This is a genomic window from Lysobacter sp. MMG2 (genome assembly GCF_016735495.2).
GTDB lineage: Bacteria > Pseudomonadota > Gammaproteobacteria > Xanthomonadales > Xanthomonadaceae > Lysobacter_J.
In genome coordinates, this window is the sequence record NZ_JAERQY020000001.1 from 1,551,862 (window position 1) to 1,576,463 (window position 24,602).

The following is a 24,602-nucleotide window of genomic DNA, read 5'->3' on the forward strand; positions in this document are numbered from 1 at the left end:
GGCGCGACGGCATGGGTTTTTCTGGAAATCTCCGCTCATCCTGCTCCGCCATGCGCCCTCCCCCGAAAGCGCCGCCAGTCAAGCAACTCCAAGCACGGAACCCCAAATTTGGGTCCTCGCCACCGCCATGACCACTAGATGTAGTGGCGGCAGCGAAGGCTCAAGCTACCCCCGGCCCCGGGAAGTGTCAACGATTTTTTTGATGGCAGTCACATCACTGTGATGGCGGTCAAGCAGCTTGATTCGCACGCTTGCCGCCTCCGTGCAAACGTGCACGACGCACCGTCGGCACGCTTGGATCGGGCCCTGGAGGGGCAAAACTTCATCGCATATTTAATGCCGTTCACGGACACTGACCGTCTCCGCGGTGGGGACGCGGTGCCCCGTTGCCGACGCCTCCCACGCCCATTCACCTTTTCCCAGAACGACGCGATGCGCCCTCTGCCGACCTTGCTCACCCTGTCCCTCGCCGCCGCCTTCGGTGGCTTCGTCGCCATCGCGGTGCGCGACGGCCTGGAGGCGCCCGCCCAGGCCGCCCCGGCGACCGCCGTGACCACGCCGACCGTGGCCGCGCTGCCGGCGATCGTGGGCGGGCAGCCGTTGCCCTCGCTGGCGCCGATGCTGGCCAAGGTGACGCCGGCGGTGGTGAGCGTGCACACCAAGCAGCGCGTGCGGGTGAGCCCGTTCGGCAACGATCCGATGTTCCGGCGCATGTTCCCGGAGCTGAGCCAGGAGCGGATCAACGAGTCGCTGGGCTCGGGCGTGATCGTCGACGCGCAGCGCGGCTACGTGCTGACCAACCACCACGTGATCGAAGGGGCCGATGAGGTGTCCGTGACGCTGGCCGACGGGCGCACGCTCACGGCCGACTTCGTGGGCTCCGATCCCGACACCGACGTGGCGCTGATGCGCATCAACGCTTCGAACCTGACCGCGCTGCCGATGGCCGATTCCAGCGCGTTGCGCGTGGGCGACTTCGTGGTGGCGGTGGGCAATCCGTTCGGGATCGGCCAGACGGTGACGTCCGGCATCGTCTCGGCGGTGGGGCGTACGGGCCTGCGCGGGCTGGGCTTCCAGAACTTCATCCAGACCGACGCGTCGATCAATCCGGGCAATTCCGGCGGCGCGCTGGTGAACCTCAACGGCGAGCTGGTGGGCATCAACACGGCCAGCTTCAATCCGCGCGGTTCGATGGCGGGCAATATCGGGCTGGGCTTCGCCATTCCCACGAGCCTGGCGCGCAACATCATGGGCCAGCTGATCGCCAACAACGGCGTGGTGATCCGCGGCTCGCTGGGTTTGGAGTCGCAGGACGTGGACGACCGCCTCGCCAAGGCGCTGGGCCTGAGCGAGACGCGCGGCGCGGTGGTGACGCAGGTGTTCTCCGGCAGCGCGGCGGCGGCGGCGGGCGTCAAGGTGGGCGATGTGATCCTTGCCGCCAACGGCGAGCGCATCGACAGCCACGACGAACTGCGCAACTACGAAGGCCTGCAGGCCGTGGGCAGCCGCATCGCGCTGGACGTGCGCCGCGACGGCAAGCCGCTGACGCTCAATGCGTCGCTGCGCGAGCAGCCCAAGTCGTTCCAGGGCCTGGAACTGGATCCGCGCCTGTCGGGTGCGGTGTTCGCTGAATTGCCCGAGCGCCTGCGTCAGGCAGGTCTATCCGGCGTGATGGTGGCGTCCGTTGCCAGCGGCAGCCGCGCCGAAGCGAACCGTTTGCGCAAGGACGACGTGGTGATCGCGTCCAACACGGGCAATTTCGATGATCTGCCGGGCTTCCGCGCGAGCTTCACGCAGCGTCCTGCACAGTTGGTGCTCCGCATTCTCCGCAGCAACCGCTCGGCCGACCTGCTGATGCAGTGACGCCGTGGCGGCGGTGCGGATCCGCAATACCCAGTCACACAGGAGCCGTTCGATGAACACCAGCCCCACCGATCCCACCAACCCCGGCGACAACAGCTCGGCAGCCTCCGGCGCCGCGAGCTACCGCGACGGCCTGCGCAGCAACCTCAGCGAGGCCGGCGGTCATGTGAAACAGGCCGCCAGCGATGCGGGCTCCGCGCTGCGCGGTGCCGCCGCGGCAGCGGGCGAAGAACTGCGCGTGGGCAAGGCCCACGTCAAGGCGGACCTGGCCGACAGCGCGCTGGCCGGAATCGCCGCGGCGGAGAACGCCGGCGGTGCCGCGCGCGAGCAGATGGACGCGCTCATGGACAAGGGCCGCGATCTGGTCGACAGCGCCGCCGAACTGATCCGCGAACGTCCGCTGGCCTCCTTCGGCGTGGCCTTCGCGGCGGGATGGATCCTCGCCAAGCTCGCCCGCAGCGGCGACAAGTAAGCCCCCGTGAGCGAGGCCGACGAGCGTCGCGAACACGAAGACCCGGCGGCGCCACCGCCGCCGGACCTGGCCGAGTCGCTGCGCGACATCGGCAGTACGGCAAAGGCCAGCCTGGGGGCGGCGGCCGATTCGGCGCGTGCGTTCCGCACGCTGGTGGCCGCGGACCTGTCGCTGGCACGCAGCGCGCTGGGGCGTGCGCTGACCTTCGCCGGTGTGGCGGTGGTGTTCGGCGCCTCGGCGTGGCTGTTCCTGATGGCCACGCTGGTGGCGCTGCTGCGCAGCTTCGGCATCTCGTGGCTGGTTTCGATGCTGATCGCCGCGGGCCTGAGCCTTGTCGTCACCGTCTACGCCGGACTGCGCGCGGCGCACTATTTCGAATACACACGCATGCAGGCCACGCGCCGTCAGCTGGCGCGGTTGGGCATCGGCGAGCTGGCCGACCTCATGCCCACGCCCGACTCCGCCGAATCGGCGCGCGCGGCGGCGAAGGATCTGCGGCAGGATGCCGAGAAGCTGAAGCACTCCGGCAACGGCACCCACATCACTCCGCCCTGACCATGGCCGACCGCAAGCCCCATAAGACGCTGAGCTTCAAGCAGCTCGTCGCCAAGGTTCACCAGGCCGAGGACGTGCTCGAGGAGAGGGAGCGCACCGTCGCCGCCGACCTGGGCCAGCTCAAGTCGTCGTGGCTTGCGGCGTGGACGCCGTGGCGCATCGTGACGGCGGGGCTGGTGAGCGGCTTCGTGGTCGGTCGCGCCGAGCCGCTGCGTGCGATCGGCAAGAGCGGCGGGCTGATGCAGATGGTGTCGATGGTCGCCAGCCTGGTCGCGGGCGGCAGCGCGAAGGTCGCCGCCGAGGAAGCGACGGAGGCGAACGAACAGGTGCAGGCCGAAGCGGCGGAAACCTCGGCGACCGGGGCCGGTTTCGCGCAGCGCGCGGTGCCGCCCGACGCGGTCGCGCCGCCTGGCGAGGTCGACGAAGCGCTCGCGCTGGCGCAGGCCGAACTACGCATGCGCGCGGCGCGCACCGCCACGGTCGACCAGGTGGCGCCATGAGCGCGCTGCCACCGGCGCCTCCCGCCTCCGACGACATCGTCCACGCCGACGAAGGCGACGAACTTCCTCCCAGTCCCGTCTCGCCGCGTCCGCGCTCCTCGAGCGCGGCGATGGTGCTGGCGACGCTCGCGGTCGGATTCACGTTGTGGGCGGCGCAGGAGCTGATCCTGCCGATCCTGCTGGCGATGTTCTTCGCGCTGATCGGCAACCCCATCCTGCGCGGGCTGCAACGTTTGTACGTGCCGCGCTTCCTCGGCGCGCTGCTGGTGCTGCTGGGCGGATTGGCCGCGGCCGGTGCGCTGGGCAATCAGCTGATCGAGCCGGCCAGCGAGTGGGTGCGCCAGGTGCCGCGCGAGATGAAGCAGATCGCGCCGAAGCTGCGCGACCTGACCAAGCCGATGCTCGATGCGAACAAGGCCGCGCAGAACATCGCGCGTGCGGCCGGTGGCGAAAGCACCAGCAAACCCGTGCAGGTGATCCGCACCGAACTCAACGAGCCCTACAAGGCGCTGACCGCGACGCCGCGACGCGTGGCTTCGGTGCTGGCGGTGGTGCTGCTGACGTTCTTCTTCATGGTCTACGGCCAACAGTTGCAGCGCAACGCGATGGCGCTGCTGCCCACGCGCCAGCAGAAGAAGCTGACGGTGGACATCCTCACTTCGATCGAGCGCGCGATCTCGCGCTACGTGCTCACCATCACCGTGATCAACACCGGCGTGGGCCTGGCGCTGGCCGGTTCGCTGTACTGGCTGGGCGTGCCGATGCAGGAAGCGCTGCTGTGGGGCACGATGGCGGCGATCCTCAACTTCGCACCGTATGTCGGTCCGTTGATCGGCATCGTCATCATGCTGCTGATGGGGTTCGTCGCCTTCGACGAACTGTGGCCGTCGCTGCTGCCGGCGGGCCTGTACCTGGCGCTGCACACGCTGGAAAGCCAGATCATCACGCCGATCGTGCTCGGCCGCAGCATGCGCTTGTCGCCGCTGGTGCTGATCCTGGCGCTGATGGTGTTCGGCTGGCTGTGGGGCATCGTCGGCCTGCTGCTGGCGGTGCCGATGCTCGTGTGCGTGAAGCTGGTGCTGGCGCGCATCGAGGGGCTGACGGGGTGGGCGAAGTTGTTGGAGTGAGCCTCGTCATGGGCCCTATCCCGCGTTGAGCCCCTCTCCCGCTTGCGGGAGAGGGGTTGGGGTGAGGGCTCGGGGAGAGCAATGCAGTGATGCTCGCGGTCAGGCTCCTGCGCTGTGCACTTCACCCCTCCCCAACCCCGCGGCCTCCGGGCACAGCCCGGAGGCGTTCGTCGGGACGCGCGCCAGTGGCGCGCAAACGTCCCTCCTCACCCCTGCAAGCAGGGGAGGGAGCGAAAAACTACAGATCCGGGCACTGCAACCGTTCGATCGTGTACACCGGCGTGCGCACGCCGTGGAAGCTGTAGCTGTTGTCGCAGTGGCCGATCTGCCAGCCCACCGCGTTGCCGGCTTCGTCGTAGAACGTCTGGATGTAGGGCCAACGTCCGGCGCTGGCGGTGCCGGCGAGCACCAGCACCAGCGCGGCGATGCCCAGCAGGCGGGCGAGCGTGGATCGGCGTGGAATGCGCATGACTTTCCTCCTTGAGGCGGCACAAGCCGCCGTGGACCGCGGCGCGCGAGCCGTCCTGGGCGCGCCCGGCGACAGGGCCGTCGGCACGCACGCCGGTGGGCCGGAACGGGCTCCGCGCGTGCCGTGAGCTGGATACACCCCCGCGCACCGGGGAACCGGGACCGCGTCCGCAAACCCCGTCTCGCGGGCTCGCGCATGCGACGAACGGGCGGGCGGCGCAGTAAGGCTAAAATCGGGGAATGGCTTTCCCCGTCCGCGCGATCACCCTCGACCTCGACGACACCCTGTGGCCCTTCGCGCCCATCGGCGCGCGGGTCGAGCGCGTGCTGCACGACTGGCTCACCACGCATTGCCCGCGCACGGCGCAGCGCTTCCCGATCGAGGCCATGCGCGAGCTGCGCGAACGCATCTACTTCGAACGCCCCGACCTCGCCCACGACTTCAGCCTGCTGCGCAAGCTGAGCCTGGTACGCGCGATGGAGCTGGCCGGCGACGACCCGCTGCACGCCGACGCCGCGTTCGAAGCCTTCTACGACGAGCGCAACCGCGTGGAGTTCTACGACGATTCGCTCGATGCCCTCGCGCGCCTGGCCGCGCGCGTGCCGCTGGCGGCCATCAGCAACGGCAATGCCGACCTGGCGCGCGTGGGCATCGGCACGCACTTCGTCTTCCAGCTGGGCGCGCGCGAACACGGCACGCCCAAGCCGGCGGCGAGCATTTTCCACGCCGCCTGCGAGCGTTTTCCGCTCGCGCCCGCCGACGTGCTGCACGTGGGCGACGACATCGAAATGGACGTGCTCGGCGCGCAGCGCGCGGGCCTGCGCAGTTGCTGGATCAACCGCACCGGCGCGCACTGGCCGCACGCGGACGTCCGCCCCGACCTTGAATTCACCACCCTCGCCGGGCTGGCCGACTGGCTGGACGCGGCGCAATCACCGGAAACCGCTGCCGCATGAGCCTGCCGACTGGATTCGTCGACATCACCACCACCGCCGCACTGCCGCTGCACGTCGTCACGCGCGACGGACTGGCCCAGTGGCGCTCGACGCAGCCGGCCGCGGTCGGCGCCTGGCTCGACGCGCAGGGCTTCGACGGCTCGCCGTTCTCCACCATCACCTTGCCTGCGGCCGACGGCGGCATCGCCGCCGCGGTGATCGGCGTGGGCGATCCGCTCGACCCGTTCGCCTACGGCCATGCGCCGTTCGCACTGCCGCCGCGCGCATTTTCGCTGGCGACCGAGTTGCCGGCCGAGGCGCAGGCGGCGTTCCAGCTCGGCTGGGGCCTGGGCTGCTACCGCTTCAACCGCTACCGCACGCCGTTGCGCGCGCCGGCGCAGCTCGCGCTTGCGCAGGGCGATGCGGACGCGTTCGCGCAGTTGGCCGCCTGCATCCGCGTGCGCGATCTGGTCAACACGCCGACCGAGCACATGGGCCCGGACCAGCTGGAACAGGTGGCGTGCGAGATCGCCGAACGCTTCGGTGCGCACATCGAAGTGTTCAGCGGCGACGACCTGCTCACGCACAACTTCCCCGCGATCCACGCCGTCGGCCGCGCCAGCCACCGCGCGCCGCGCCTGATCACCCTGCGCTGGGGCGACGAGTCGCACCCGCACGTGGTCATCGTCGGCAAGGGCGTGTGCTTCGACACCGGCGGCCTGGACCTCAAGCCCGCCGACGGCATGCGCAACATGAAGAAGGACATGGGCGGCGCGGCGCACGCGATCGCGCTGGCCGAGCTGGTGATGACGCAGCGCCTGCCGCTGCGCATCACGTTGCTGGTGCCGGCGGTGGAGAACGCGGTCGGCCCCAACGCGTTCCGCCCGGGCGAAGTGGTGGACACGCGCAAGGGCATCACGGTGGAAATCGACAACACCGATGCCGAAGGCCGCGTGATCCTCTGCGACGCGCTGACCTACGCCGTGGAAATGCAGCCGCAGCTGCTGCTGGATTTCGCCACGCTCACCGGCGCTGCGCGCATCGCGCTGGGCCCTGACCTGCCGGCGCTGTACAGCAACGACGAAGGCGTGGCGCAGCAGTGGCTCGAGGCCGGCATGCAGCTGCGCGATCCGCTGTGGCGCATGCCGCTGTGGCGTCCGTACGTGCGTTACCTGCTGAGCAACGTGGCCGACATCGCCAACGGCGGGCCGTCGAAGATGGCCGGCAGCATCACGGCGGCGGTGTACCTGGACCGCTTCGTCCCGCCCGCGCAGAAGTGGGCGCACCTGGACGTGTACAGCTGGAACGACAGCGATCGCCCGGGCCGTCCGGCCGGCGGCGAGGCGCAGGGGCTGCGCGGGGCGTATGCGTTGTTGAAGCGGCACGCGGGCGTTTGATTCCTGCCTCCCGCCCCACTGCGCCGATGGCGCGATGAGCCCCTCTCCCACCGGGAGAGGGGTTGGGGTGAGGGGCAACGGAGGCAGACGCGCTGGCTCTCGCGCACGCATGTCCGCGCTGCGCTGTTGCTTGGATCAAAGCGAAGGTGGCTTCCAGCTTCGCTGGAATGACGGCATAGGATGCGGACGGCGTGACGGCCTGGGTCCCGGCCTTCGCCGGGATGACGGGTGCGCGAGGCAATCGCCCCTAACGGGACGCCAAGACACTGGCGCCCCTACAACCACCCCTTCTGCCGCGCCAACCGATACGCCTCGATGCGATTGCCGACGCCGAGCTTGCCGATCGATTCGGACAGGTAGTTGCGCACCGTGCCCTGCGACAGATGCAGGCGCGCGGCAATCTCGCCCGCCGTCAGCCCCTCGCCCGCCAGGCGCAGCACCTGGCGCTCGCGTTCGTTGAGCGGATCGGCCTCGCCCCAGGCGTCCACCGCCAGCTGCGGGTCGATCGCGCGGCCGCCGCGATGCACCTGCCGGATCGCCTCGGCCAGTTGTTCGGCCGGCGCGTCCTTGAGCAGATAACCGCTGGCGCCGGCTTCCAGCGCGCGGCGCAAAAAGCCCGCGCGGGCGAAGGTGGTGACGATGATGACCTTCGTCGCCCAGCCGTGGCGCTGCATGCGCTGCGCGAGTTCCAGGCCGCTCAGGCCGGGCATCTCGATGTCGGTGACCAGCACGTCCGGCACGCGGCCCTCGCGCTGCATGCGCTCCAGCAGGCTCCATGCGGCCTCGCCGTCGGTGGCCGTGCCGAGCACGTCGATGTCGGACTCCAGACGCAACAACGCCGACAGCGCGCCCAGCACCATCGCCTGATCTTCGGCCAGCACCACTCCGATCATCGCCTGCGCCTCCAGCGGACTGCGCGCACGTTAGCACTGCGCGCGCAGGTCAGGCCGCGGCGGGCGGCACCTGCGTGCGCAGCGCCGTGGCGTCGGGCGCATCCATCGTCATTCGCGGCAACGGCACCTGCGCCTGCACGCAGGTGCCCTGCCCCGGCGTGGAGTCCACGCGCAGGCGACCGCCGAGCGCCTCCAGCCGTTCGCGCATGCCGCTCAGTCCATTGCCGGGCGCGATCGCGCCGCCGCGTCCGTCGTCCTCGATGTGCAACACCGCTTCCTCGCCCTGCGTGTGCAGGCGAACGCGTGCGTTGCGCGCGCGCGCGTGGCGCTGGATGTTGGTCACCGCTTCGCGCAGCGTCATCGCCAGCACGGTTTCCACCTCGGCCGGCAATGCCATCGGCGCGAACTCGTAGTGGAACACCACGCCGTCCGATTCCAGCAGCAGACGCGCCGACGCCAGTTCCGACGCCACGCCCGCCGCGCGGATGCCGGTCACCGCGCTGCGCACCTGGCCGAGCGCGTCGCGGGCGATGCGCGTCACCTCCGACAGTTCACGCACGGCCGCTTGCGGATCGCGCTCCACCAGCTTGCCTGCGAGCTCCGACTTCAGCGCCACCAGCGACAGCGTGTGGCCGAGCAGGTCGTGCAGGTCGCGGCCGATGCGTTCTCGTTCGGCCAGTGCGGCCAGCCGGCGCACTTCGTCGTGCGAGAGCTGCAGCGCGGCCTGCTTGCGGCGGCTTTCCAGGAAATGGTGGTTTCCGAAGAACACCGCCACCGCGACGATCAGCGTGATCAGGAACACGAACACCGGATAGCGCAGCAGCACGATCTCCACCAGCAGGCCGGCGAGCATCGCCGCCATCCACGCCAGTCGCTGCCACAGCGGGCCACCCACGGTCGCCGCGAAGCCGCACGCGTAGATCAGGTAGGTGTTGGCGAAGGGATTGCTGGGCAGCACCAGGTAACCCAGCGCGGCGATCGCCAGCATGCAGGCCACCTTCCTCGCGCCGATCTGCCGATACGCGGCGAAGTACAGCGGCAGGAACAGCGCGATCGACACCAGCGTCGGCCACAGCTGCGTGCGCCCGCCGAAGACGCGATCGTTCTCGCCGATCCACGCCAGCAGCGTGGGCAGGAACAGGAAGCTCAGGTAGCCCAGCAGGAAGAACGGCGTCCAGCCCAGGCCGAGCGCTTCGGGGATCAGGCGTCCCCGCCAGCGCAGCAACGCCGGTTTGATCGATCCGGACATGGCGCGGACTCCGTCGGTGTGGCGCGTGTTCATGACTGTAGCCCCGGGTTCGTCAGCGCGAAAGACGGCGGCGCGCGAGCAGGAAGAAGACGACGGTGATCGCCGCCAGCACGGCGACGTGCATCACCGCCGATGCGCCGGCATCGCGCCCGACTACCTTCAGTGCGAGCTGCCCCAGGTGCCACGCCGGCCACAGCGGTGCGAGCTGGACGAACACCGGCGGCAGCACGCTCAGCGGCATCCACAGGCCGGACAGGAATGCCATCGGCATGTACACCAGGTTGACCACGGCCGGGGCGCCGCTGCCGCCGACCAGGCTGCCGATGTACAGGCCGATCGCGCAGAACGGCAGCGCGCCGGCGATGTTCACCAGCCACAGCATCGCCCACTGCCCCGGCGCCAGCGACACGCCGCCCAGCGATGCGCCCAGCACCGCGAGCAGCAGCGAGATGATCGCGCAGAACAACGCCGCCATCGCCATCTTCGCCAGAAGGTACGCGCCGGGCGGCATCGGCAGTGCGCGCTTGAGTTCCAGATACCCGTTCTCGCGCTCGATCGCCACGCTCACGCCGAAGCCGAACAGCGCCGCGCCCATGACGCCGAACACGCCGTAGGTCGCCAGCAGGTATTGCGACGCCGCGACGCCACCGCGCGAGCCGGCCAGCAGCACGCCGAACAGCACGTAGAACAGCGTGGGAAACAGCAGCGTCGGCACGGCGAACATCGGCGTGCGCAGCAGGCGCAGGAACTCGTACTTCGCTTCCAGCCGGTAGCTGCGCAGCGTGGTGTCCGGCCTGGATGCAATGCTGGCAAGGGTGTTCATCACGCAGCCTCCCGGTTGTCTTCGCGGGTGAGTTCGAGGAAGGCGTCGGCCAGTCCGGCGCGCGACACTTCCAGTTCGGTAAGCGCCGCGTCCTCGGCGAGCAGACGGCGCACGACGGGTTCGGCGGATTCGGCGATCACTTCCAGGCGCGCGCCGTCGCGACGCGCTTCCATCACGCACGGCCATGTCGCCACGCGCTCGGCGGCCACGGCGCTGAAGCAGCGGATGCGACGCTGGGCGAGATGGCCGCGCAGTTCGTCGACCGATCCCTGCGCGATCACGCGCCCGCGCTGGAGCACGACGACGCGATCGGCCAGCGCTTCGGCCTCCTCCAGGTAATGCGTCGTCAGCAGCACGCCGCAGCCTTCGCCGACCAGTTCGCGGATCGCGCGCCACAGCATCCGGCGGGCCTCGATGTCCAGGCCCGTGGTGGGTTCGTCGAGGAACAGCAGCTTCGGTCGTCCACAGATCGCCAGGGCGAACTGCACGCGCCGCTGCTGTCCGCCGGAGAGGCGGCCGTAGCGCCGGTCCATCAGACCGTCGAGTCCGGCAAGCATCACGCAGTCGGCGACGCTGCGCGGCTGCGCGTAGTAGCTGCGGGTGAGCGCTAACAGTTCGGACACCTTCAACATGTCGGGAATGCCCGCGCTCTGCAGCATCACGCCGATGCGGCGGCGCACGGCGAGTTCGTGCGGCGACGCGCCGAACAGCGACACCGTGCCCGCATCCGCCCTGCCCTGGCCGAGCAGCAGTCCGATCGCGGTGCTCTTGCCTGCGCCGTTGGGGCCCAGCAATGCCAGCATCTGGCCGCCGCGCACCGTGAGGTCCACGCCCGCGAGAGCCTCAATGGGGCCGAACGACTTGTGCACCCCGTCCAGCCGCGCCAGCACCGCGTGTTCGCTGTTCATCGCCTGCTCTCCATGCGGGATCGTCCCGAGTGAAGGCATCCTGCGCGGGTGCGTTCTGGCGCGGCAGTCGCAGCCGTCACGGCGAACACATGACAGACATCAGGTGACCGCGCGGGCCCGCATCGAATAGGCTTGGCGCTGTCCTGGCCGCCCTGGCGGCAGAAAGTTACTTCCGGCCCCTAGCGCAGGCGCGGTCGGACTGCCCACACTTCTCCCCTTTCACATCGTCCGGATCGTCGATGAACAACTCTGCCGACCTGCTGAAGGAATTGCGGATCGACCGCTCGACACCACCGCCCCCGGCATCGCGCCGCGGGCTGTGGATCGCATTGGCCGCCGTGGCCGCACTCATCGTGCTGGTGCTCGTCGCATGGGCGGTGTTCGGCCGCTCACGCGGCGTGGAAGTCCAGACCGCCACCGTCACCGCGATCGGCAACGGCGGCAGCAGCGCGTCGGTGCTGGATGCCACCGGCTATGTGGTCGCGCGTCGCATGGCGACGGTGTCGGCGAAGATCACCGGCAAGGTACGCGAGGTGTTCATCGAGGAAGGCATGCGCGTGGAGGAAGGCCAGGTGATGGCCACGCTCGATCCGCTGGACGCCGACGCCGAACGCACGCTCGCCAGCGCGCAGCACAGCGCATCGCGCAGCCAGGTGGAAAGCGTGCGAGCGCAGCTGTCGGAGGCCGAGGCCAATGCGCGTCGCCTGTCGACGCTGGTGAACCAGCAGCTGGTGTCGAAGGCGCAGTACGACGAGGCCATCGCCGCGCGCGATTCGCTGCGCGCCGAGCTCATCACCTCCGAGCGCAACGCCAAGGTCGCCGGCGACCGCCTGCGCATCGCCGACATCGGCGTGGACAACACCATCGTGCGCGCGCCGTTCGCCGGCGTGGTCACGGCGAAGGCGGCGCAGCCGGGCGAGATCGTCTCGCCGCTCGCCACCGGCGGCTTCACCCGCACCGGCATCGGCACGATCGTCGACATGGATTCGCTCGAGATCGAAGTGGAAGTCGGCGAGGCCTTCATCGGCCGCGTGCAGCCGAAGATGCCGGTGGAAGCCACGCTCAACGCGTACCAGGACTGGAAGATTCCGGCCGAGGTGATCGCGATCATTCCCGCCGCCGACCGCGGCAAGGCCACGGTGAAGGTGCGCGTGGCGCTGAAGCAGAAGGACCCGCGCATCGTGCCCGACATGGGCGTGCGCGTGAGCTTCCTGGAAGCCAGGAAGCCCGACGCGCCGGCGCAGAAGCCGGGCGTGCTGGTGCCGGCCGCGGCGATCGCCTCGCGCGATGGCAAGCAGGTCGCCTTCGTCGTCAACGACGATCGCGCGCAGCGCCGCGAGGTCACCGTCGGCCGCAGCCTGGGCGAGGACCGCGAGGTCACGCAGGGACTCGCAGGCGGTGAGACGGTGGTGCTGGATCCTCCCGAACGTCTCGCCGACGGCGACCGCGTGCGCGTCGCCGCGGCGGACGCCGAGTCGGCGTCCGATTCCGCAAGCGAGTAAGGCCTTACGAACCGCAGGACGCAGTCCCCCTTTCATCGTTTCGAGGACGTCGCAATGGCTACGCTGGTTTCGATCCGCAACCTGAGGAAGACCTATCAACGCGGTCCGGAGAAGGTCGAGGTGCTGCACAGCATCGACCTGGACATCCCCAAGGGCGATTTCGTCGCGCTGATGGGTCCGTCCGGTTCTGGCAAGACCACGCTGCTCAACCTCATCGGCGGGCTGGATTCGCCCACCGGCGGCGAGATCACCGTGGACGGCCAGCGCATCGACACGATGACGGCCGGCCAGCTCTCGCACTGGCGCAGCCAGAACGTCGGATTCGTGTTCCAGTTCTACAACCTGATGCCCACGCTCAATGCGCAGAAGAACGTGGAGCTGCCGCTGCTGCTGACCAAGCTGTCCTCGGCGCAGCGCAAGCGCAATGCGGAGATCGCATTGCAGCTGGTGGGCCTGGCCGATCGCGGCAAGCACCGTCCGAACGAATTGTCCGGCGGCCAGCAGCAGCGCGTGGCGATTGCGCGGGCGATCGTGTCCGACCCGACGCTGCTGATCTGCGACGAGCCCACGGGCGATCTGGATCGCCAATCCGCCGAGGAGATCCTCGCGCTGCTGCAGTCGCTCAACCGCGACCACGGCAAGACCATCCTGATGGTCACGCACGATCCCAAGGCCGCCGACCACGCGCAACGCACGATCCATCTGGACAAGGGCACGCTCGTGGAGCGTGAGCTTGCGGTGGAGCACTGACATCGATTCCTTGCTCCTCCCCCTGCATGCAGGGGGAGGTTGGGAGGGGGTCCGAGGCGCGCAAGCGCCGAGCTCGCCGCTAAGCGGCTCGCAACCCCTCCGCAACCCTCCCCTGCGCCGCAGGGGAGGGAGTGAAATCACCTTGAGGACGCGCAGATGAAATACCTGCACCTGATCTGGGCCGCGCTGTTCCGAAGCAAGACGCGCACCTTCCTGACGCTGCTGTCGGTGGTGACCGCGTTCCTGCTGTTCGGCATGCTCGACTCGGTCCGCGTGGCGTTCAACACCAGCGCCAACGTTTCCGGCTACAACCGCCTCATCACCACCTCGCGCCTGTCGATCACGCAGTCGCTGCCGTACCGGCTGCAATCGCAGATCGAAAGCGTGCCGGGCGTGACGAAGGCGTCCTACGCGACGTGGTTCGGCGGCATCTACCAGGATCCGAAGAACTTCTTCCCCAACTTCGCCGTCGGCCCGGGCTACATCGAGCTGTACCCGGAGTACGTGATCCCCGCCGACCAGCTCAAGGCGTTCTACGCCACGCAGGACGGCGCGATCGTCGGCGAGGCGCTGGCCAAGCTGCACGGCTGGAAGATCGGCGACACGATCCCGCTGCAGGCCACCATCTTCCCGACCAAGGGCAGCAACAACTGGAACTTTAAGCTGGTCGGCATCTTCCGCATGAACGACAACAAGCGGAAGGGCGAAGAAAAGCAGCTGATGTTCAACTGGAAGTACTTCGACGAAGCCAACGACTACATCAAGGGCCAGGTGCACTGGTACGTGGTCGATGTCGCCAAGGCCGACCAGTCCAACCAGGTGGCGCAGGCGATCGACAAGCTCTCCGACAACTCCGACCACGAAACCAAGACGCAGACCGAGCAGGCCTTCAACCAGGCCTTCTTCAAGCAGATCGGCGACATCGGCCTGATCGTCACCTCGATCATGGGCGCGGTGTTCTTCACGCTGCTGCTGCTGACCGGCAACACGATGGCGCAGGCAGTGCGCGAGCGCATCCCGGAACTGGCGGTGCTCAAGACGATCGGCTTCTCCAATCGCAGCGTGCTGTGGCTGGTGCTGGCCGAAGCGACGCTGCTGGTGGTGCTGGGCGGCCTGATCGGCCTGGGACTGGCGGCGTTGATCATGCCGGCGGTGAGCCAGGCCAGCATGGGCCTGATCCAGCTGCCGAACGTGCCCGCCGCGACCTGGGGCCTGGGTCTGGTGCTGATGGTCGTCATCGGCGTGGTCGTCGGCCTGCTGCCGGCGATGCGCGCGATGCGCCTGAACATCGTCGATGCCCTCGCGGGCCGCTGACAGGAGACACGACATGAGCCGTGCAAGAAAGTGGTTGGGCAACACCGGCGTCGTGCTGGCGCTGGTCGCGGGACTGGCCGTGTGGACGATGCTGCCGTGGTACGCGGTGCTGGCGCTCGTCGTCGCGCTGGCGCTCTGGCTGGTGCTCACGCGCACCGGACGCCTGGCGCTGGAGGCCACGCGCATCGGCATCGCCAGCCTGCCGCAGCGATGGGGTGCTTCGAGCGTGATCGTGGTCGGCATCGCCGGCGTGGTCGGCGTGCTGGTGGCGATGCTGGCGATGGGCGCGGGCTTCGAGGCCACGCTCAAGCAGACCGGCAACGACAGCACCGCGATCATCCTGCGCGGCGGTTCGCAGGCGGAGACCAACTCGGTCATCACCCGCGACCAGGTGCCGCTGGTGAGCGCATTGGCCGGCATCGCAAAGGGCCCGGACGGACGTCCGGCGATCTCGCCCGAGCTGTCGCAGGTGGTGAACATGGTCACCCGCGCCGACCACACCGACGCCAACGCGCAGCTTCGTGGCGTGGGCGAAGCGGCGTGGGCGCTGCGTCCGCAGGTGAAGATCGTCGAGGGCCGCAAGTTCAACCCGGGCATGCGCGAGCTGGTGATCGGCCAGGGCGCGCGCAAGCAGTACGTCGACCAGCAGTTCAACGATCTCAAGCCGGGTTCGCAGATCGAACTGGCGAACCAGATCTGGACCGTGGTGGGCTTCTTCGCATCGGGCGATTCGCACGACTCGGAACTGTGGGCCGATGGCGAGACGCTGGCTTCGACGTACCGCCGCAGCGCCTACCAGTCGGTGACGGTGAAGCTGGACGGCAAGGACGGCTTCAACCAGCTCAAGGCCGCGATGGCCGCCGACCCGCGCCTGAAGCTCGACGTCGACACCACGCGCCACTACTACGCCAAGCAGTCCGAAGGGCTGAGCAAGTTCCTGCGCGTGCTGGGCATCGTGATCGGTTCGATCATGGCGGTGGGCGCGGTGTTCGGCGCGCTCAACACGATGTATGCGGCCGTCGCCGGCCGCGCGCGCGAGATCGCGACGATGCGCGCCATCGGTTTCCGCGGCCTGCCGGTGGTGGTGGCGGTGATGCTGGAGACGATGCTGCTGGCGCTCATCGGCGGCCTCCTCGGCGGCGCGGTGGCGTGGCTGGTGTTCAACGGCTACAGCGTGTCCACGCTGGGCAACAACTTCAGCCAGGTGATGTTCCAGTTCAAGGTTTCACCGGCGCTGCTGTGGAACGGCATCATGTGGGCGTTGGGCATCGGCCTGGTCGGCGGTCTGTTCCCGGCGCTGCGCGCGGCGCGATTGCCGGTGACGGAGGCGTTGCGGGCGGCGTGATCGCCACTTGTGGCTGAAGACGGAAAGGCCGCGAGCAATCGCGGCCTTTCTTTCATTCCCGCGCAGGCGGGGTCTTTTGGGCCGCCGTATGGCGGCACCATCCAGGCGTCAGCTGCGCCACCACTGCCGAAGAGCGTCACACGCCTGAATGTTGGATTCCCGCCTTCGCGGGGATGACGGCTTGAACAAGCCGCAGCGGCGACTGCGCCTTACACCACCACCCGCTCCGACTCGATCTTCCCCAGCAACCACTGCAATCCCGCCAGGTGCTGCTGATCATGGCTGCACAGGTAGTGCACGAGGCTGCGCAGCGTCAGCGGCCCATAACCTTCGAACTGCGCCGTGCGCGCCAGCTGCGCCGCGTCCAGCCGCGTGATCGTCTCCACCGTGCGCGCACGCGCATCGCGGAAATCGTGCAGCACCGCATCCGCGTCCGCATCGCCGTAGCGGCGCTCCACGGCCAGCGGTTCGCTGTCGATCGACGGGAGTAGCGGATGCGATTCTTCCAGCGTGCGGCGGATGCGCTCGTGGTAACCCTCGATCTCGATGTCGCGCACGTGGCACAACTGTTCGATCGCAGTGAAGTGCTCGCTGGGAATACCGTCCCAGCTGGGCGGCGTCCAGTGGCGGTATTCGGCCGGAATCGCCTTGTAGTGCGCTTCCAGTTGCAGGGGGAATAGCGCCAGCGCGCTCAGTGTCGTCTTGTCCATGACGTAGCTCCTCTTATGCCGTGGCGGGCAGCGCCGACTGACGCCGCGCACGCCACAGGCCTTCGCCGGCGAAGATCACCAGCGCGATCCAGATGAAGACGAAGCCGGTCGCGCGGTCGCGATCGAAGGCTTCACCGAAGAACAGCACGCCGAGCAGGAACTGGATCGTCGGCGCGATGTACTGCATCAGGCCCACCACCGACAGCGGCACGCGGCGCACGGCGTAGGCGAAGCCGATCAGCGGCAACGCAGTCAGCGCGCCGGCGAAGATCAGCAGCAGGTCCGCGCCCAGGCCGTAACCGCCGACGAAACCGCCGCCGCCGTGCGTCTCGCTCCACAGCAGCAGCGCCAGCGCGGGCAGGAACAGATAGACGCTCTCCACGCCCAGACCGCTGACCGCATCCACCGCGACCAGCTTGCGGATCAGTCCGTACAGCCCGAACGTCAGCGCCAGTCCCAGCGCGATCCACGGCGGCTGCCCGTATTGCCAGGTCAACCACGCCACGCCGAGCCCGGCGAGTGCGACCGACACCCACTGCACGCGGTTGAGGCGCTCGTGCAGGAACACCACGCCCATCACCACGCTGATCAGCGGGTTGATGAAGTAGCCCAGGCTGCTCTCGACGACATGCCCGGCGTTCACGGCCCACACGTACAGGCCCCAGTTGGCCGAGATGAGCAGGCCGCTCAGCCCGAGCATCCACGCCGCACGCGGGCGCGCCAGCGCCGCGCGCAGCCAGCCGCGTCCCTGCTTCCACGCCAGCCAGCCGGCGACGAGCAGCGCGCTCCACACGATGCGATGCAGGACGATCTGCAGTGACGGCACCGCCTTGAGCAGGTGCCAGTACAACGGCATCAGGCCCCACAGGACGAATGAGGCCGCCGCGATCCACAGCCCGTTGCGGGTGGCGTGGGCGTCGTTCATGCCGCCGGCTCCGAGGTCGGCGCCGGTGCGACCGGCCGCGATGCGCGCGCCTTCGCCAGCGTGATGATGACCACGCCGACCAGGATCACCGCCATCGCGCCCAGATCGTGCGCGGTGAAATGCTCGCCGCCGAGCAGCGCGCCGAACATCACCGCGATCGGCGGATTCACGTAGGCGTAGCTGGTCGCCAGCGCCGGGCGCACGTGATGCAGCAACCAGATGTAGGCGGTGAAGCCGAAGATGGAGCCGGCGACGACGAGGTAGAGCATCGCGCCGGTGGCCGACAGCGACGGCATCTGCGTCATGCGCTCGCCGTGGATCATCGCGGCGATCAGCATCCAGATGCTGCCCGTGAGCATTTGCCCGGCGGCGGACATGAAGGGCTGCGGCAGGTCCTGGTCGCGGCTCCAGATGGAGCCCCAGGCCCAGGCGATCGGCGCGATGACCAGGCACACCAGGCCCAGCATCGACGACGACAGTTCGCTGCCCGCGTTGAGCCACAGCACGCCGAGGAAGCCGATGATCAGGCCGACCCATTCGATCTTCGACGGATGCCGCCCGCGCAGCATCGCGAACACGCCGGCGAACAGCGGCATGGAAGCCACCGCGATCGCGGCCAGGCCGGAGCCGACCTCGGTCTCGGCCAGGTTCACCAGGCCGTTGGACAACAGCACCATCCAGATCGAGAGGATCCACAGCGTGCGCCACTGCTTGCCGGTGGGCGACGGCACGCCGCGCGCGCGCAGCACCGCATACATGATCAGCCCGGCCAGGAACATGCGACCGGCACCGAGCAGGAACGGCGGGTAGCTCTCCAACGCGAAGCGGATGGCGAGGTAGGTCGAGCCCCAGAGGATGTAGACCGAGGCCAGGGCGAAGGCGACGGCCAGCGCGCCGGGCGCGGCCCGGTCGACGGTGGGTGCAGCGGTGCTCATGCGGGTTCCGGACGTGGGGGGAGGTGAGGCACTGCAACTGCTTTCGTGAACAGCGGGCCGTCGAAACACAGCGTTGCGGCCCGTCTGCACCGAAGACACCACGGGCACCGCGCTGGTCGGAGCATCCTTTGCGAAGGACGCTGCGCGCGCGGTGCCTGGGGTCGTTCGGATGCATCAAGCGTAACGCCACCGCCCCGCGACATGCTTGATTAATCATGCGCTTGCGCGCAAAAATTTTGCATGCCCGCATCGCCGCTCGCACTGGATGAATTCGACCATCGCCTGCCGGAGCTCCTGCAGCGCGATTCGGCCGCTACGCTGACGACGCTCGGCGAGGCGGTCGGGCTGTCGGCCAGCGCCGTGCAGCGGCGCATCACGCGCTACCGCCGGCATGGACTGATGCGCGAGATCGCGGTGCTCGACCCGGCGCTGCTGGGCACCACCACGCTGGCGACCGTGCTGGTGGCCATGGAGCGCGAGTCGGCCAAGCTGCACGCCGCGTTCCACCATCGCATGCGCGCCGCGCCGGAGGTGCAACAGTGCTACTCACTGGCCGGCGAGTGGGATTACCTGGTCATCCTGTGCACCACGGGCGTTGCGCATTGCCGCGAGATCGCCGATCGGCTCTTCATGGACGAAGGCAACATCAAACGCTACGAGACGCGGATGGTGTTCGACGTGGTGAAGACCGGGCTACACGTGCCGACGCGGGCGCCGGTGAAGCGGAAGCGGTAGCGGGGCGAGGCGCGCTGCGCGTGGACCTCTCCTGCAATGGGAGAGGTCGGGCAATGTCGGCAGGAAACGTTGCTGGGCGCGGAGGCGCCTTCGTCACGCCATCATGCTTCGGCGCGATACACCAGCACGGGAATCGCGGAGTGCGTCAGCACCTTCAGCGTTTCGCTCCCCAGCACCAGCGCCTTGATGCCGCGACGCCCGTGCGAGGCCATGGCGATCAGGTCGCAGCCGCGATCGGCGGCGGTGGCGATGATGGCCTGGTACGGAAATTCGTCTTCCACGACGATCGGCTCGCACGGCACGGCCAGTTCATGCGCGCGGCTGATCACGGTACGCAGGTGGCGCCACGCGGCCTCCTGCGCGCTGCGCCCGTACTCCTCGCCGCTGACGACCAGTTGCTCCGGCGTCACCGCAAAGACGTGCAGCGGCTGGGTCACGCACAACGCCGTCACCCGCGCGTGCAATGCATGCGCCAGTAACAAGGCCTGTTCGACCGCGTGATCGGACAGCGGCGAACCATCGGTCGGGATGCAGATGTGGTGGTACATGGCGCACTCCGGGGTGGATGTACCCCCACCTTCCCGCGGCCTGCGCACCGATGTTTGATCCGGATCAATCCCGCGTCATCGTCGCGACGGACGGCGGGGCACTACGCCGCCTGTTCGCGCTCCAGCACCCGCTGCTTGAGCGGAAGCCCCCAGCGATAGCCGCCGAGCGACCCGTCGCCGCGGATCACGCGATGGCAAGGCACGACGATGGCGACGTGGTTGTTCGCGCACGCGTTGGCGACAGCGCGCGACGCACTCGGATGGCCGATCTGCTGCGCGATCTGCGCATAACTGCGCGTCTGCCCGCGCGGGATCTTCATCAGCGCATCCCACACCTTCTTCTGGAACGCGGTGCCGATCAGGTCCACCGGCACCTGCGCCTGCTTGCCGGCCAGCGCATCGGCGACGGCGCGCAGGCGCGGCGCAAGGAATTCATCGCGACCGGCATCCACGCGTTCGAGCTGCGCCTTGGGGAATTCCTCGTGCAGACGCGCTTCCAGCACCGCCGCATCGTCGCCGAGTTCGATCGTGCAGATGCCGCGCTCGGTGGTGGCGACGAGCGCCTGCCCCAGCGCGGTGTCGGCGATGCTCCAGCGGATCTGCTCGCCCGCACCGCCGGCGCGGTAGCGTGCGGGCGTCATGCCCAGCTTCGCCGCGCCGCCTTCGTACACGCGCGAAGGCGAGCCGTAGCCGGCGTCGTACAGCGCGGCACTGACGTCGCTGCCTTCGCGCAGCGCGCCCTTCAGCGCGCCGAGCTTGCGCTGGGCGAGATACTGCGCCGGACTGAGGCCGAAGCGCGCGGCGAACTGGCGTTGCAGGTGCGAGGCACTGAGGCCGACGGCGACCGCGAGGTCGGCCAGCGTCGGCTCGCCGTCGTCGAGCAGGCGGCGGGCGTGGTCGAGCTTGTCGCGAAGTTGGCGTGCCGTGTTCATGGCCCAAAGCGTAGCGGGCGCCCTGAGGCGCCCGCTATCCGTTCTTTGCGATGTCCGCCTCGGATGCACTGGCGGCCCGCGAGACGTAGCCCCCTGAGTCAGGGGGCGATTCGCGCGCAGCCTGGGAACCCGTCAGTCGGCCCAGTGGCCGGCCGTCGTGGCCGTCGGCAGCACCTGCGCCGAGAGCTGGCGGTCGTTGTTCAACAGGCGCACGGCATCGGCCAGGATCGCGGCCGATTCGCGCAGCAGCGGGTCCGGACGCTTGTCGGCCAGCTTCTCGCGCTCGGCATCCTTGGCGATGTCGCGCTCGTTCGCGGCCAGGCCGTCGTCGTTGTAGTCGTCGGCCAGCGGGTCCAGGTCCAGGCCCAGCGCCTTGCGCTGTTCCTGGCGCGTCTTGCGCTTGGCGTCCTCGTTGTCACGCTCGGCGCGACGCTCGGCTTCGTTGAGGCTCACCCACTTCTTGGCGCGCTCCTCGCGGAACTGCGCGACGTCTTCGCTCCACCACTGGAATTCCTTGTCGTTGGCGATGCGCGTGGTGTGCAGCGTTTCCAGCTTCGGCAGCAGCGGGCTGAAGTTGCCGTAGGTGGTGTGCGGCACGGCCGAGATGCGCGTCCACGGCAGCGCGTTGTCGTACGTGCTCTCGCCGTACTCACTGGCGTCGACCGAAACCGGGAAGGCCACGTCCGGCACCACGCCCTTGTTCTGCGTGGAACCGCCGCTGACGCGGAAGAACTGCGCGATGGTCAGCTTCACCTGGCCGAAGCGCGCTTCTTCGTTGGCCGGCCAGCGGTCGAGGTCGACCAGGTTCTGCACCGTGCCCTTGCCGAAGCTCGTCTCGCCGATGACCAGGCCGCGACCGTAATCCTGGATCGCGCCGGCGAAGATTTCCGATGCCGAAGCCGAACCGCGGTTGATCAGCACCGCCAGCGGGCCTTCCCAGGCGATGCCGGTGTCGCTGTCGCCTTCCACGCTCACGCGGCCGCCGGACTCGCGCACCTGCACGACCGGGCCGCGGTCGATGAACAGACCGGTGAGTTCGATGGCTTCATTGAGCGAGCCGCCGCCGTTGTTGCGCAGGTCGAGCACGACGCCGTCGACCTTCTTGCCGCGCAGCTCTTCCAGCAGCTTGGCGACGTCACGCGTGGCCGAGGCGTAATCGTTGCTGTTCTTCCGGCGACCTTCGAAGTCCTGGTAGAAGCCGGGCAGTTCGATCACGCCGATGCGCTGCTCGGGTGCGCCGTCCTTGCCGGGGATGGTGATGACCTTCGACTTGGCGGCCTGGTCTTCCAGGCGCACCTTGTCGCGCACCAGCACCAGGCGCTGCGGCTGGCTGTCCAGGCCGGCTTCGGCCGGGATCACGTCCAGGCGCACCTTCGTGCCCTTGTTGCCGCGGATCTTGGCGACGACATCGTCGATGCGCCAGCCGATCACGTCTTCCATCGGGCCGCTGTCGCCCTGGCCCACGCCGACCACGCGGTCACCGGGCTTGAGCTTGTTGGACTTGCTGGCCGGGCCGCCGGGCACGATCTCGCGGATCGCGACCACGTCGTCCTGCTTCTGCAGCACCGCGCCGATGCCTTCCAGCGACAGCGACATCGACACGTTGAAGTTGTCGGCCGTCTTGGGCGTGAAGTAGTCGGTGTGCGGATCGACCGAGTTGGCGTAGCTGTTGAGGAAGGTCTGGAACACGTCCTCGCCCTTGAGCTCGGCGATCGACTTGCCCATGTTGGTGTAACGCTTGTCCAGCGTCTTGCGGATCTCCTCCGGCTTCTTGCCGGCGAGCTTCAGGCGCAGATAGTCGTTGCGCACCGACGCCTTCCAGAGCGAGTCCAGCGCGGCATTATCGGTCGCCCACGGTGCGTCCTCGCGGTCGTACTCGTAGCGGTCGCTGCCGGTGAAATCGAACATGTCCTGCTTGAGCAGGTTGCGCGCATAGCCCACACGCTGATCGACGCGCTGCTTGTAGGTCGAGAAGATCGCGTAGGCCGGCGCGAGGTCGCCGCTCTTGATCGCGTCGTCGAACTTCAGCTTGTAGGCATCGAACTTGGCGATGTCCTGCGCGGTGAAGAACTGCTTGCCGCCGTCGAGCGCTTCCAGGTAACGCTTATAGATGTCGGCCGAGAGCATGTCGTCCAGCGTGACCGGGCGGTACGCGTAGCGGCTGTCGGAAAGCAGTCCGTAGACGAGCTTGGCGGCCGTGGTCTGGTCGGCGGTCGCCGCGCGCGGCAGCGGCGACGGTTCCATCGACTTGATGAGGTTCGGCTTCTCGCGCTCCGGCAGTTCGACCTGCGAGGTCTTCTTGTCGGCAGCACTGTCGGACTGCGCGAGCAACGCCACGGGCGTGGTCAGCAGGAAGGCGACGAGGACGGAGGCAGGTGCGGTTTTGGCTTTCATCGAGAGGCTTCGCGCGGCCGAGGAGCAGCCGTCATAGGGGTTGCAGATCAGGAAGAACCTGAGGAGTCAAACGCAGAATGGACGGCGTTTGGACAATCCCACAGTGCCGAAAGTTGCGGCGGCTGTCACCCGCCGTCCACGGGAATTAGCGTGCCGCCAGCCGCATTTCGCCCATTCATGGCTGCGTGTTCAGCTGGGCGACGGGCAGCGGTCAGGCAGGGGTAAGCCTCGGGCTTTCCCGATCAAAGGCGCGTGAGCGGAACAAGGCCGATCAGGCGGCGACGAAGCCGGCTTCCATCGCGGAGCGATCGGCGTGGTACGAGGAGCGGACCAGCGGGCCGGAGGCGACGTGGGTGAAGCCCAGGCTCATGCCGTACTCCTCCAGCGCCTTGAACTCCTCCGGCGTCCAGTACCGCAGGACCGGATGGTGGTGCGGGCTGGGCTGGAGGTACTGGCCGATGGTGATCATGTCCACGTCGTGCGCGCGCAAGTCGCGCAGCGTGGCCTGCACCTGCTCCATGGCCTCGCCCAGGCCCAGCATGATGCCGCTCTTGGTCGCCACTTCCGGGTGCTGCGCCTTGAACTTCTTCAGCAGGGTCAGCGACCACTGGTAGTCGGCGCCCGGGCGGACGTTGCGATACAGGTCCGGCACGGTCTCGACGTTGTGGTTGAACACGTCCGGCGGGTTCGTCGCCAGGATTTCCAGCGCGCGCTCCATGCGGCCCTTGCCGCGGAAGTCGGGCGTGAGGACCTCGATCTTGGTGCGCGGGCTGTGGTGGCGGATCGCCGCGATGCAGTCGACGAAGTGCTGGGCACCGCCGTCGCGCAGGTCGTCGCGGTCGACGCTGGTGACCACCACGTACTTGAGGTTCATGTCGGCGACGGTGGTCGCCAGGCTCAGCGGTTCGGCCGGATCCGGCGGCTTCGGACGGCCGTGGGCGACGTCGCAGAAGCTGCAGCGGCGGGTGCAGACCTCGCCGAGGATCATGAAGGTCGCCGTGCCGTGGCTGAAGCACTCGTGGATGTTCGGGCAGCTGGCCTCTTCGCAGACCGTGACCAGGCGGTTCTCGCGCAGCTTGGCCTTGAGCTGCTGCACCGAGTTGCCGGAGGGAATCCGAACGCGGATCCACGACGGCTTGCGCAGCACCGGCGCGTCGGCGAACTGCACCGGCGAGCGCGCGATCTTGTCGCCGGCGACCTGCTTCACGCCGGGCTGCAACGTGGACGGCGCGGCGTCGCCACTCACCACCGACAGCGGGATGGTCTTGGAAGCGGACTCGGTCATGGCGTGCGTGGATCTCTGGAGCGGCGGCCCCGGTCT

General features: G+C 68.6%; 24 protein-coding genes. 12 read left to right on the forward strand and 12 right to left on the reverse strand.

Features of this window, described 5'->3' with window-relative positions; all coding sequences use genetic code 11:
• Nucleotides 1-432 precede the first annotated feature (432 nt).
• The 5 genes from JI752_RS07085 to JI752_RS07105 are packed head-to-tail and all read left to right on the forward strand — an operon-like array spanning nucleotide 433 to nucleotide 4,517.
• Nucleotides 433-1,863: a trypsin-like peptidase domain-containing protein gene (locus JI752_RS07085; protein WP_216961213.1), complete on the forward strand. Its 1,431-nt coding sequence runs from the start codon at nucleotides 433-435 to the stop codon at nucleotides 1,861-1,863.
• A gap of 52 nt (nucleotides 1,864-1,915) precedes the next feature.
• Nucleotides 1,916-2,335, forward strand: a complete 420-nt coding sequence (locus JI752_RS07090) for a hypothetical protein (protein WP_254200217.1) — start codon at nucleotides 1,916-1,918, stop codon at nucleotides 2,333-2,335.
• 6 nt (nucleotides 2,336-2,341) lie between these two features.
• Entirely contained in the window at nucleotides 2,342-2,890 is a 549-nt protein-coding gene (locus JI752_RS07095) for a phage holin family protein (protein ID WP_345777327.1), read from the forward strand.
• Nucleotides 2,891-2,892: 2 nt separating this feature from the next.
• A complete protein-coding gene (locus JI752_RS07100) occupies nucleotides 2,893-3,390 on the forward strand; it encodes a hypothetical protein (RefSeq protein ID WP_216961215.1) in 498 nt (165 codons plus the stop codon).
• Nucleotides 3,387-4,517 (forward strand): AI-2E family transporter, encoded by a 1,131-nt coding sequence (locus tag JI752_RS07105; RefSeq protein ID WP_216961218.1) that lies wholly within the window; start codon nucleotides 3,387-3,389, stop codon nucleotides 4,515-4,517. Before JI752_RS07100 ends, JI752_RS07105 begins: the two co-directional genes overlap by 4 nt.
• A 238-nt stretch (nucleotides 4,518-4,755) precedes the next feature.
• Here JI752_RS07105 and JI752_RS07110 read toward each other — a convergent pair whose 3' ends face one another.
• Nucleotides 4,756-4,986: a DUF6289 family protein gene (locus JI752_RS07110; protein WP_216961221.1), complete on the reverse strand. Its 231-nt coding sequence runs from the start codon at nucleotides 4,984-4,986 to the stop codon at nucleotides 4,756-4,758.
• A gap of 239 nt (nucleotides 4,987-5,225) precedes the next feature.
• Here JI752_RS07110 and JI752_RS07115 point away from each other — a divergent pair, with 239 nt between their 5' ends.
• Together JI752_RS07115 and JI752_RS07120 are read left to right on the forward strand one after the other, a co-directional pair.
• Nucleotides 5,226-5,942, forward strand: coding sequence for an HAD-IA family hydrolase (locus tag JI752_RS07115; protein ID WP_216961223.1), 717 nt, complete (start codon nucleotides 5,226-5,228; stop codon nucleotides 5,940-5,942).
• Nucleotides 5,939-7,318 carry a leucyl aminopeptidase family protein gene (locus tag JI752_RS07120; RefSeq protein ID WP_216961227.1) on the forward strand — a complete coding sequence of 460 codons (1,380 nt, stop codon included), beginning with the start codon at nucleotides 5,939-5,941 and terminating at the stop codon, nucleotides 7,316-7,318. Before JI752_RS07115 ends, JI752_RS07120 begins: the two co-directional genes overlap by 4 nt.
• Nucleotides 7,319-7,593: 275 nt before the next feature.
• On the opposite strand, the gene JI752_RS07125 is transcribed toward JI752_RS07120, so the two are convergent.
• The 4 genes from JI752_RS07125 to JI752_RS07140 are packed head-to-tail and all read right to left on the reverse strand — an operon-like array spanning nucleotide 7,594 to nucleotide 11,191.
• Nucleotides 7,594-8,211 (reverse strand): response regulator transcription factor, encoded by a 618-nt coding sequence (locus tag JI752_RS07125; RefSeq protein ID WP_216961230.1) that lies wholly within the window; start codon nucleotides 8,209-8,211, stop codon nucleotides 7,594-7,596.
• Nucleotides 8,212-8,260: 49 nt separating this feature from the next.
• The gene (locus JI752_RS07130) at nucleotides 8,261-9,460 is read right to left on the reverse strand and encodes a sensor histidine kinase (RefSeq protein ID WP_216961232.1); all 1,200 of its coding nucleotides are present in this window, start codon (nucleotides 9,458-9,460) and stop codon (nucleotides 8,261-8,263) included.
• Between the two features lie 52 nt (nucleotides 9,461-9,512).
• Nucleotides 9,513-10,283, reverse strand: coding sequence for an ABC transporter permease (locus JI752_RS07135; protein WP_216961234.1), 771 nt, complete (start codon nucleotides 10,281-10,283; stop codon nucleotides 9,513-9,515).
• Nucleotides 10,283-11,191: an ABC transporter ATP-binding protein gene (locus tag JI752_RS07140; protein WP_216961237.1), complete on the reverse strand. Its 909-nt coding sequence runs from the start codon at nucleotides 11,189-11,191 to the stop codon at nucleotides 10,283-10,285. Before JI752_RS07140 ends, JI752_RS07135 begins: the two co-directional genes overlap by 1 nt.
• Before the next feature lie 239 nt (nucleotides 11,192-11,430).
• On the opposite strand from JI752_RS07140, the gene JI752_RS07145 reads away from it, so the two are divergent.
• The 4 genes from JI752_RS07145 to JI752_RS07160 all read left to right on the forward strand — a co-directional run bounded on the left by JI752_RS07145 (nucleotide 11,431) and on the right by JI752_RS07160 (nucleotide 16,102).
• Complete coding sequence (locus JI752_RS07145) at nucleotides 11,431-12,693, forward strand: efflux RND transporter periplasmic adaptor subunit (RefSeq protein ID WP_216961240.1); 1,263 nt, start codon at nucleotides 11,431-11,433, stop codon at nucleotides 12,691-12,693.
• A 54-nt stretch (nucleotides 12,694-12,747) separates the two neighbouring features.
• Nucleotides 12,748-13,443: an ABC transporter ATP-binding protein gene (locus JI752_RS07150; RefSeq protein ID WP_216961243.1), complete on the forward strand. Its 696-nt coding sequence runs from the start codon at nucleotides 12,748-12,750 to the stop codon at nucleotides 13,441-13,443.
• A gap of 156 nt (nucleotides 13,444-13,599) precedes the next feature.
• Entirely contained in the window at nucleotides 13,600-14,757 is a 1,158-nt protein-coding gene (locus tag JI752_RS07155) for an FtsX-like permease family protein (protein ID WP_216961246.1), read from the forward strand.
• A 13-nt stretch (nucleotides 14,758-14,770) separates the two neighbouring features.
• Nucleotides 14,771-16,102 carry an ABC transporter permease gene (locus JI752_RS07160; protein ID WP_216961250.1) on the forward strand — a complete coding sequence of 444 codons (1,332 nt, stop codon included), beginning with the start codon at nucleotides 14,771-14,773 and terminating at the stop codon, nucleotides 16,100-16,102.
• A gap of 209 nt (nucleotides 16,103-16,311) precedes the next feature.
• Here JI752_RS07160 and JI752_RS07165 read toward each other — a convergent pair whose 3' ends face one another.
• Genes JI752_RS07165 through yedA form a run of 3 tightly spaced genes read right to left on the reverse strand, consistent with a single transcriptional unit; the run spans nucleotide 16,312 to nucleotide 18,672 of the window.
• Entirely contained in the window at nucleotides 16,312-16,812 is a 501-nt protein-coding gene (locus JI752_RS07165) for a DinB family protein (RefSeq protein WP_216961253.1), read from the reverse strand.
• Nucleotides 16,813-16,825: 13 nt separating this feature from the next.
• Nucleotides 16,826-17,737 carry an EamA family transporter RarD gene (gene rarD, locus JI752_RS07170; protein WP_216961255.1) on the reverse strand — a complete coding sequence of 304 codons (912 nt, stop codon included), beginning with the start codon at nucleotides 17,735-17,737 and terminating at the stop codon, nucleotides 16,826-16,828.
• Entirely contained in the window at nucleotides 17,734-18,672 is a 939-nt protein-coding gene (gene yedA / locus JI752_RS07175) for a drug/metabolite exporter YedA (protein WP_216961258.1), read from the reverse strand. The genes rarD and yedA overlap by 4 nt, the downstream gene beginning before the upstream one ends.
• A gap of 240 nt (nucleotides 18,673-18,912) precedes the next feature.
• On the opposite strand from yedA, the gene JI752_RS07180 reads away from it, so the two are divergent.
• The gene (locus JI752_RS07180) at nucleotides 18,913-19,407 is read left to right on the forward strand and encodes an Lrp/AsnC family transcriptional regulator (protein ID WP_216961262.1); all 495 of its coding nucleotides are present in this window, start codon (nucleotides 18,913-18,915) and stop codon (nucleotides 19,405-19,407) included.
• Between the two features lie 101 nt (nucleotides 19,408-19,508).
• Here the strand turns inward: JI752_RS07180 and JI752_RS07185 are convergent, their stop codons facing one another.
• The 4 genes from JI752_RS07185 to lipA all read right to left on the reverse strand — a co-directional run bounded on the left by JI752_RS07185 (nucleotide 19,509) and on the right by lipA (nucleotide 24,566).
• Nucleotides 19,509-19,955, reverse strand: a complete 447-nt coding sequence (locus JI752_RS07185) for a universal stress protein (RefSeq protein WP_216961265.1) — start codon at nucleotides 19,953-19,955, stop codon at nucleotides 19,509-19,511.
• A 101-nt stretch (nucleotides 19,956-20,056) separates the two neighbouring features.
• Nucleotides 20,057-20,887: a methylated-DNA--[protein]-cysteine S-methyltransferase gene (locus tag JI752_RS07190; RefSeq protein ID WP_216961268.1), complete on the reverse strand. Its 831-nt coding sequence runs from the start codon at nucleotides 20,885-20,887 to the stop codon at nucleotides 20,057-20,059.
• A 132-nt stretch (nucleotides 20,888-21,019) separates the two neighbouring features.
• Nucleotides 21,020-23,281, reverse strand: coding sequence for a carboxy terminal-processing peptidase (locus JI752_RS07195; RefSeq protein WP_216961271.1), 2,262 nt, complete (start codon nucleotides 23,279-23,281; stop codon nucleotides 21,020-21,022).
• A 271-nt stretch (nucleotides 23,282-23,552) separates the two neighbouring features.
• Entirely contained in the window at nucleotides 23,553-24,566 is a 1,014-nt protein-coding gene (lipA, locus tag JI752_RS07200) for a lipoyl synthase (RefSeq protein ID WP_216961273.1), read from the reverse strand.
• Nucleotides 24,567-24,602 lie beyond the last annotated feature (36 nt).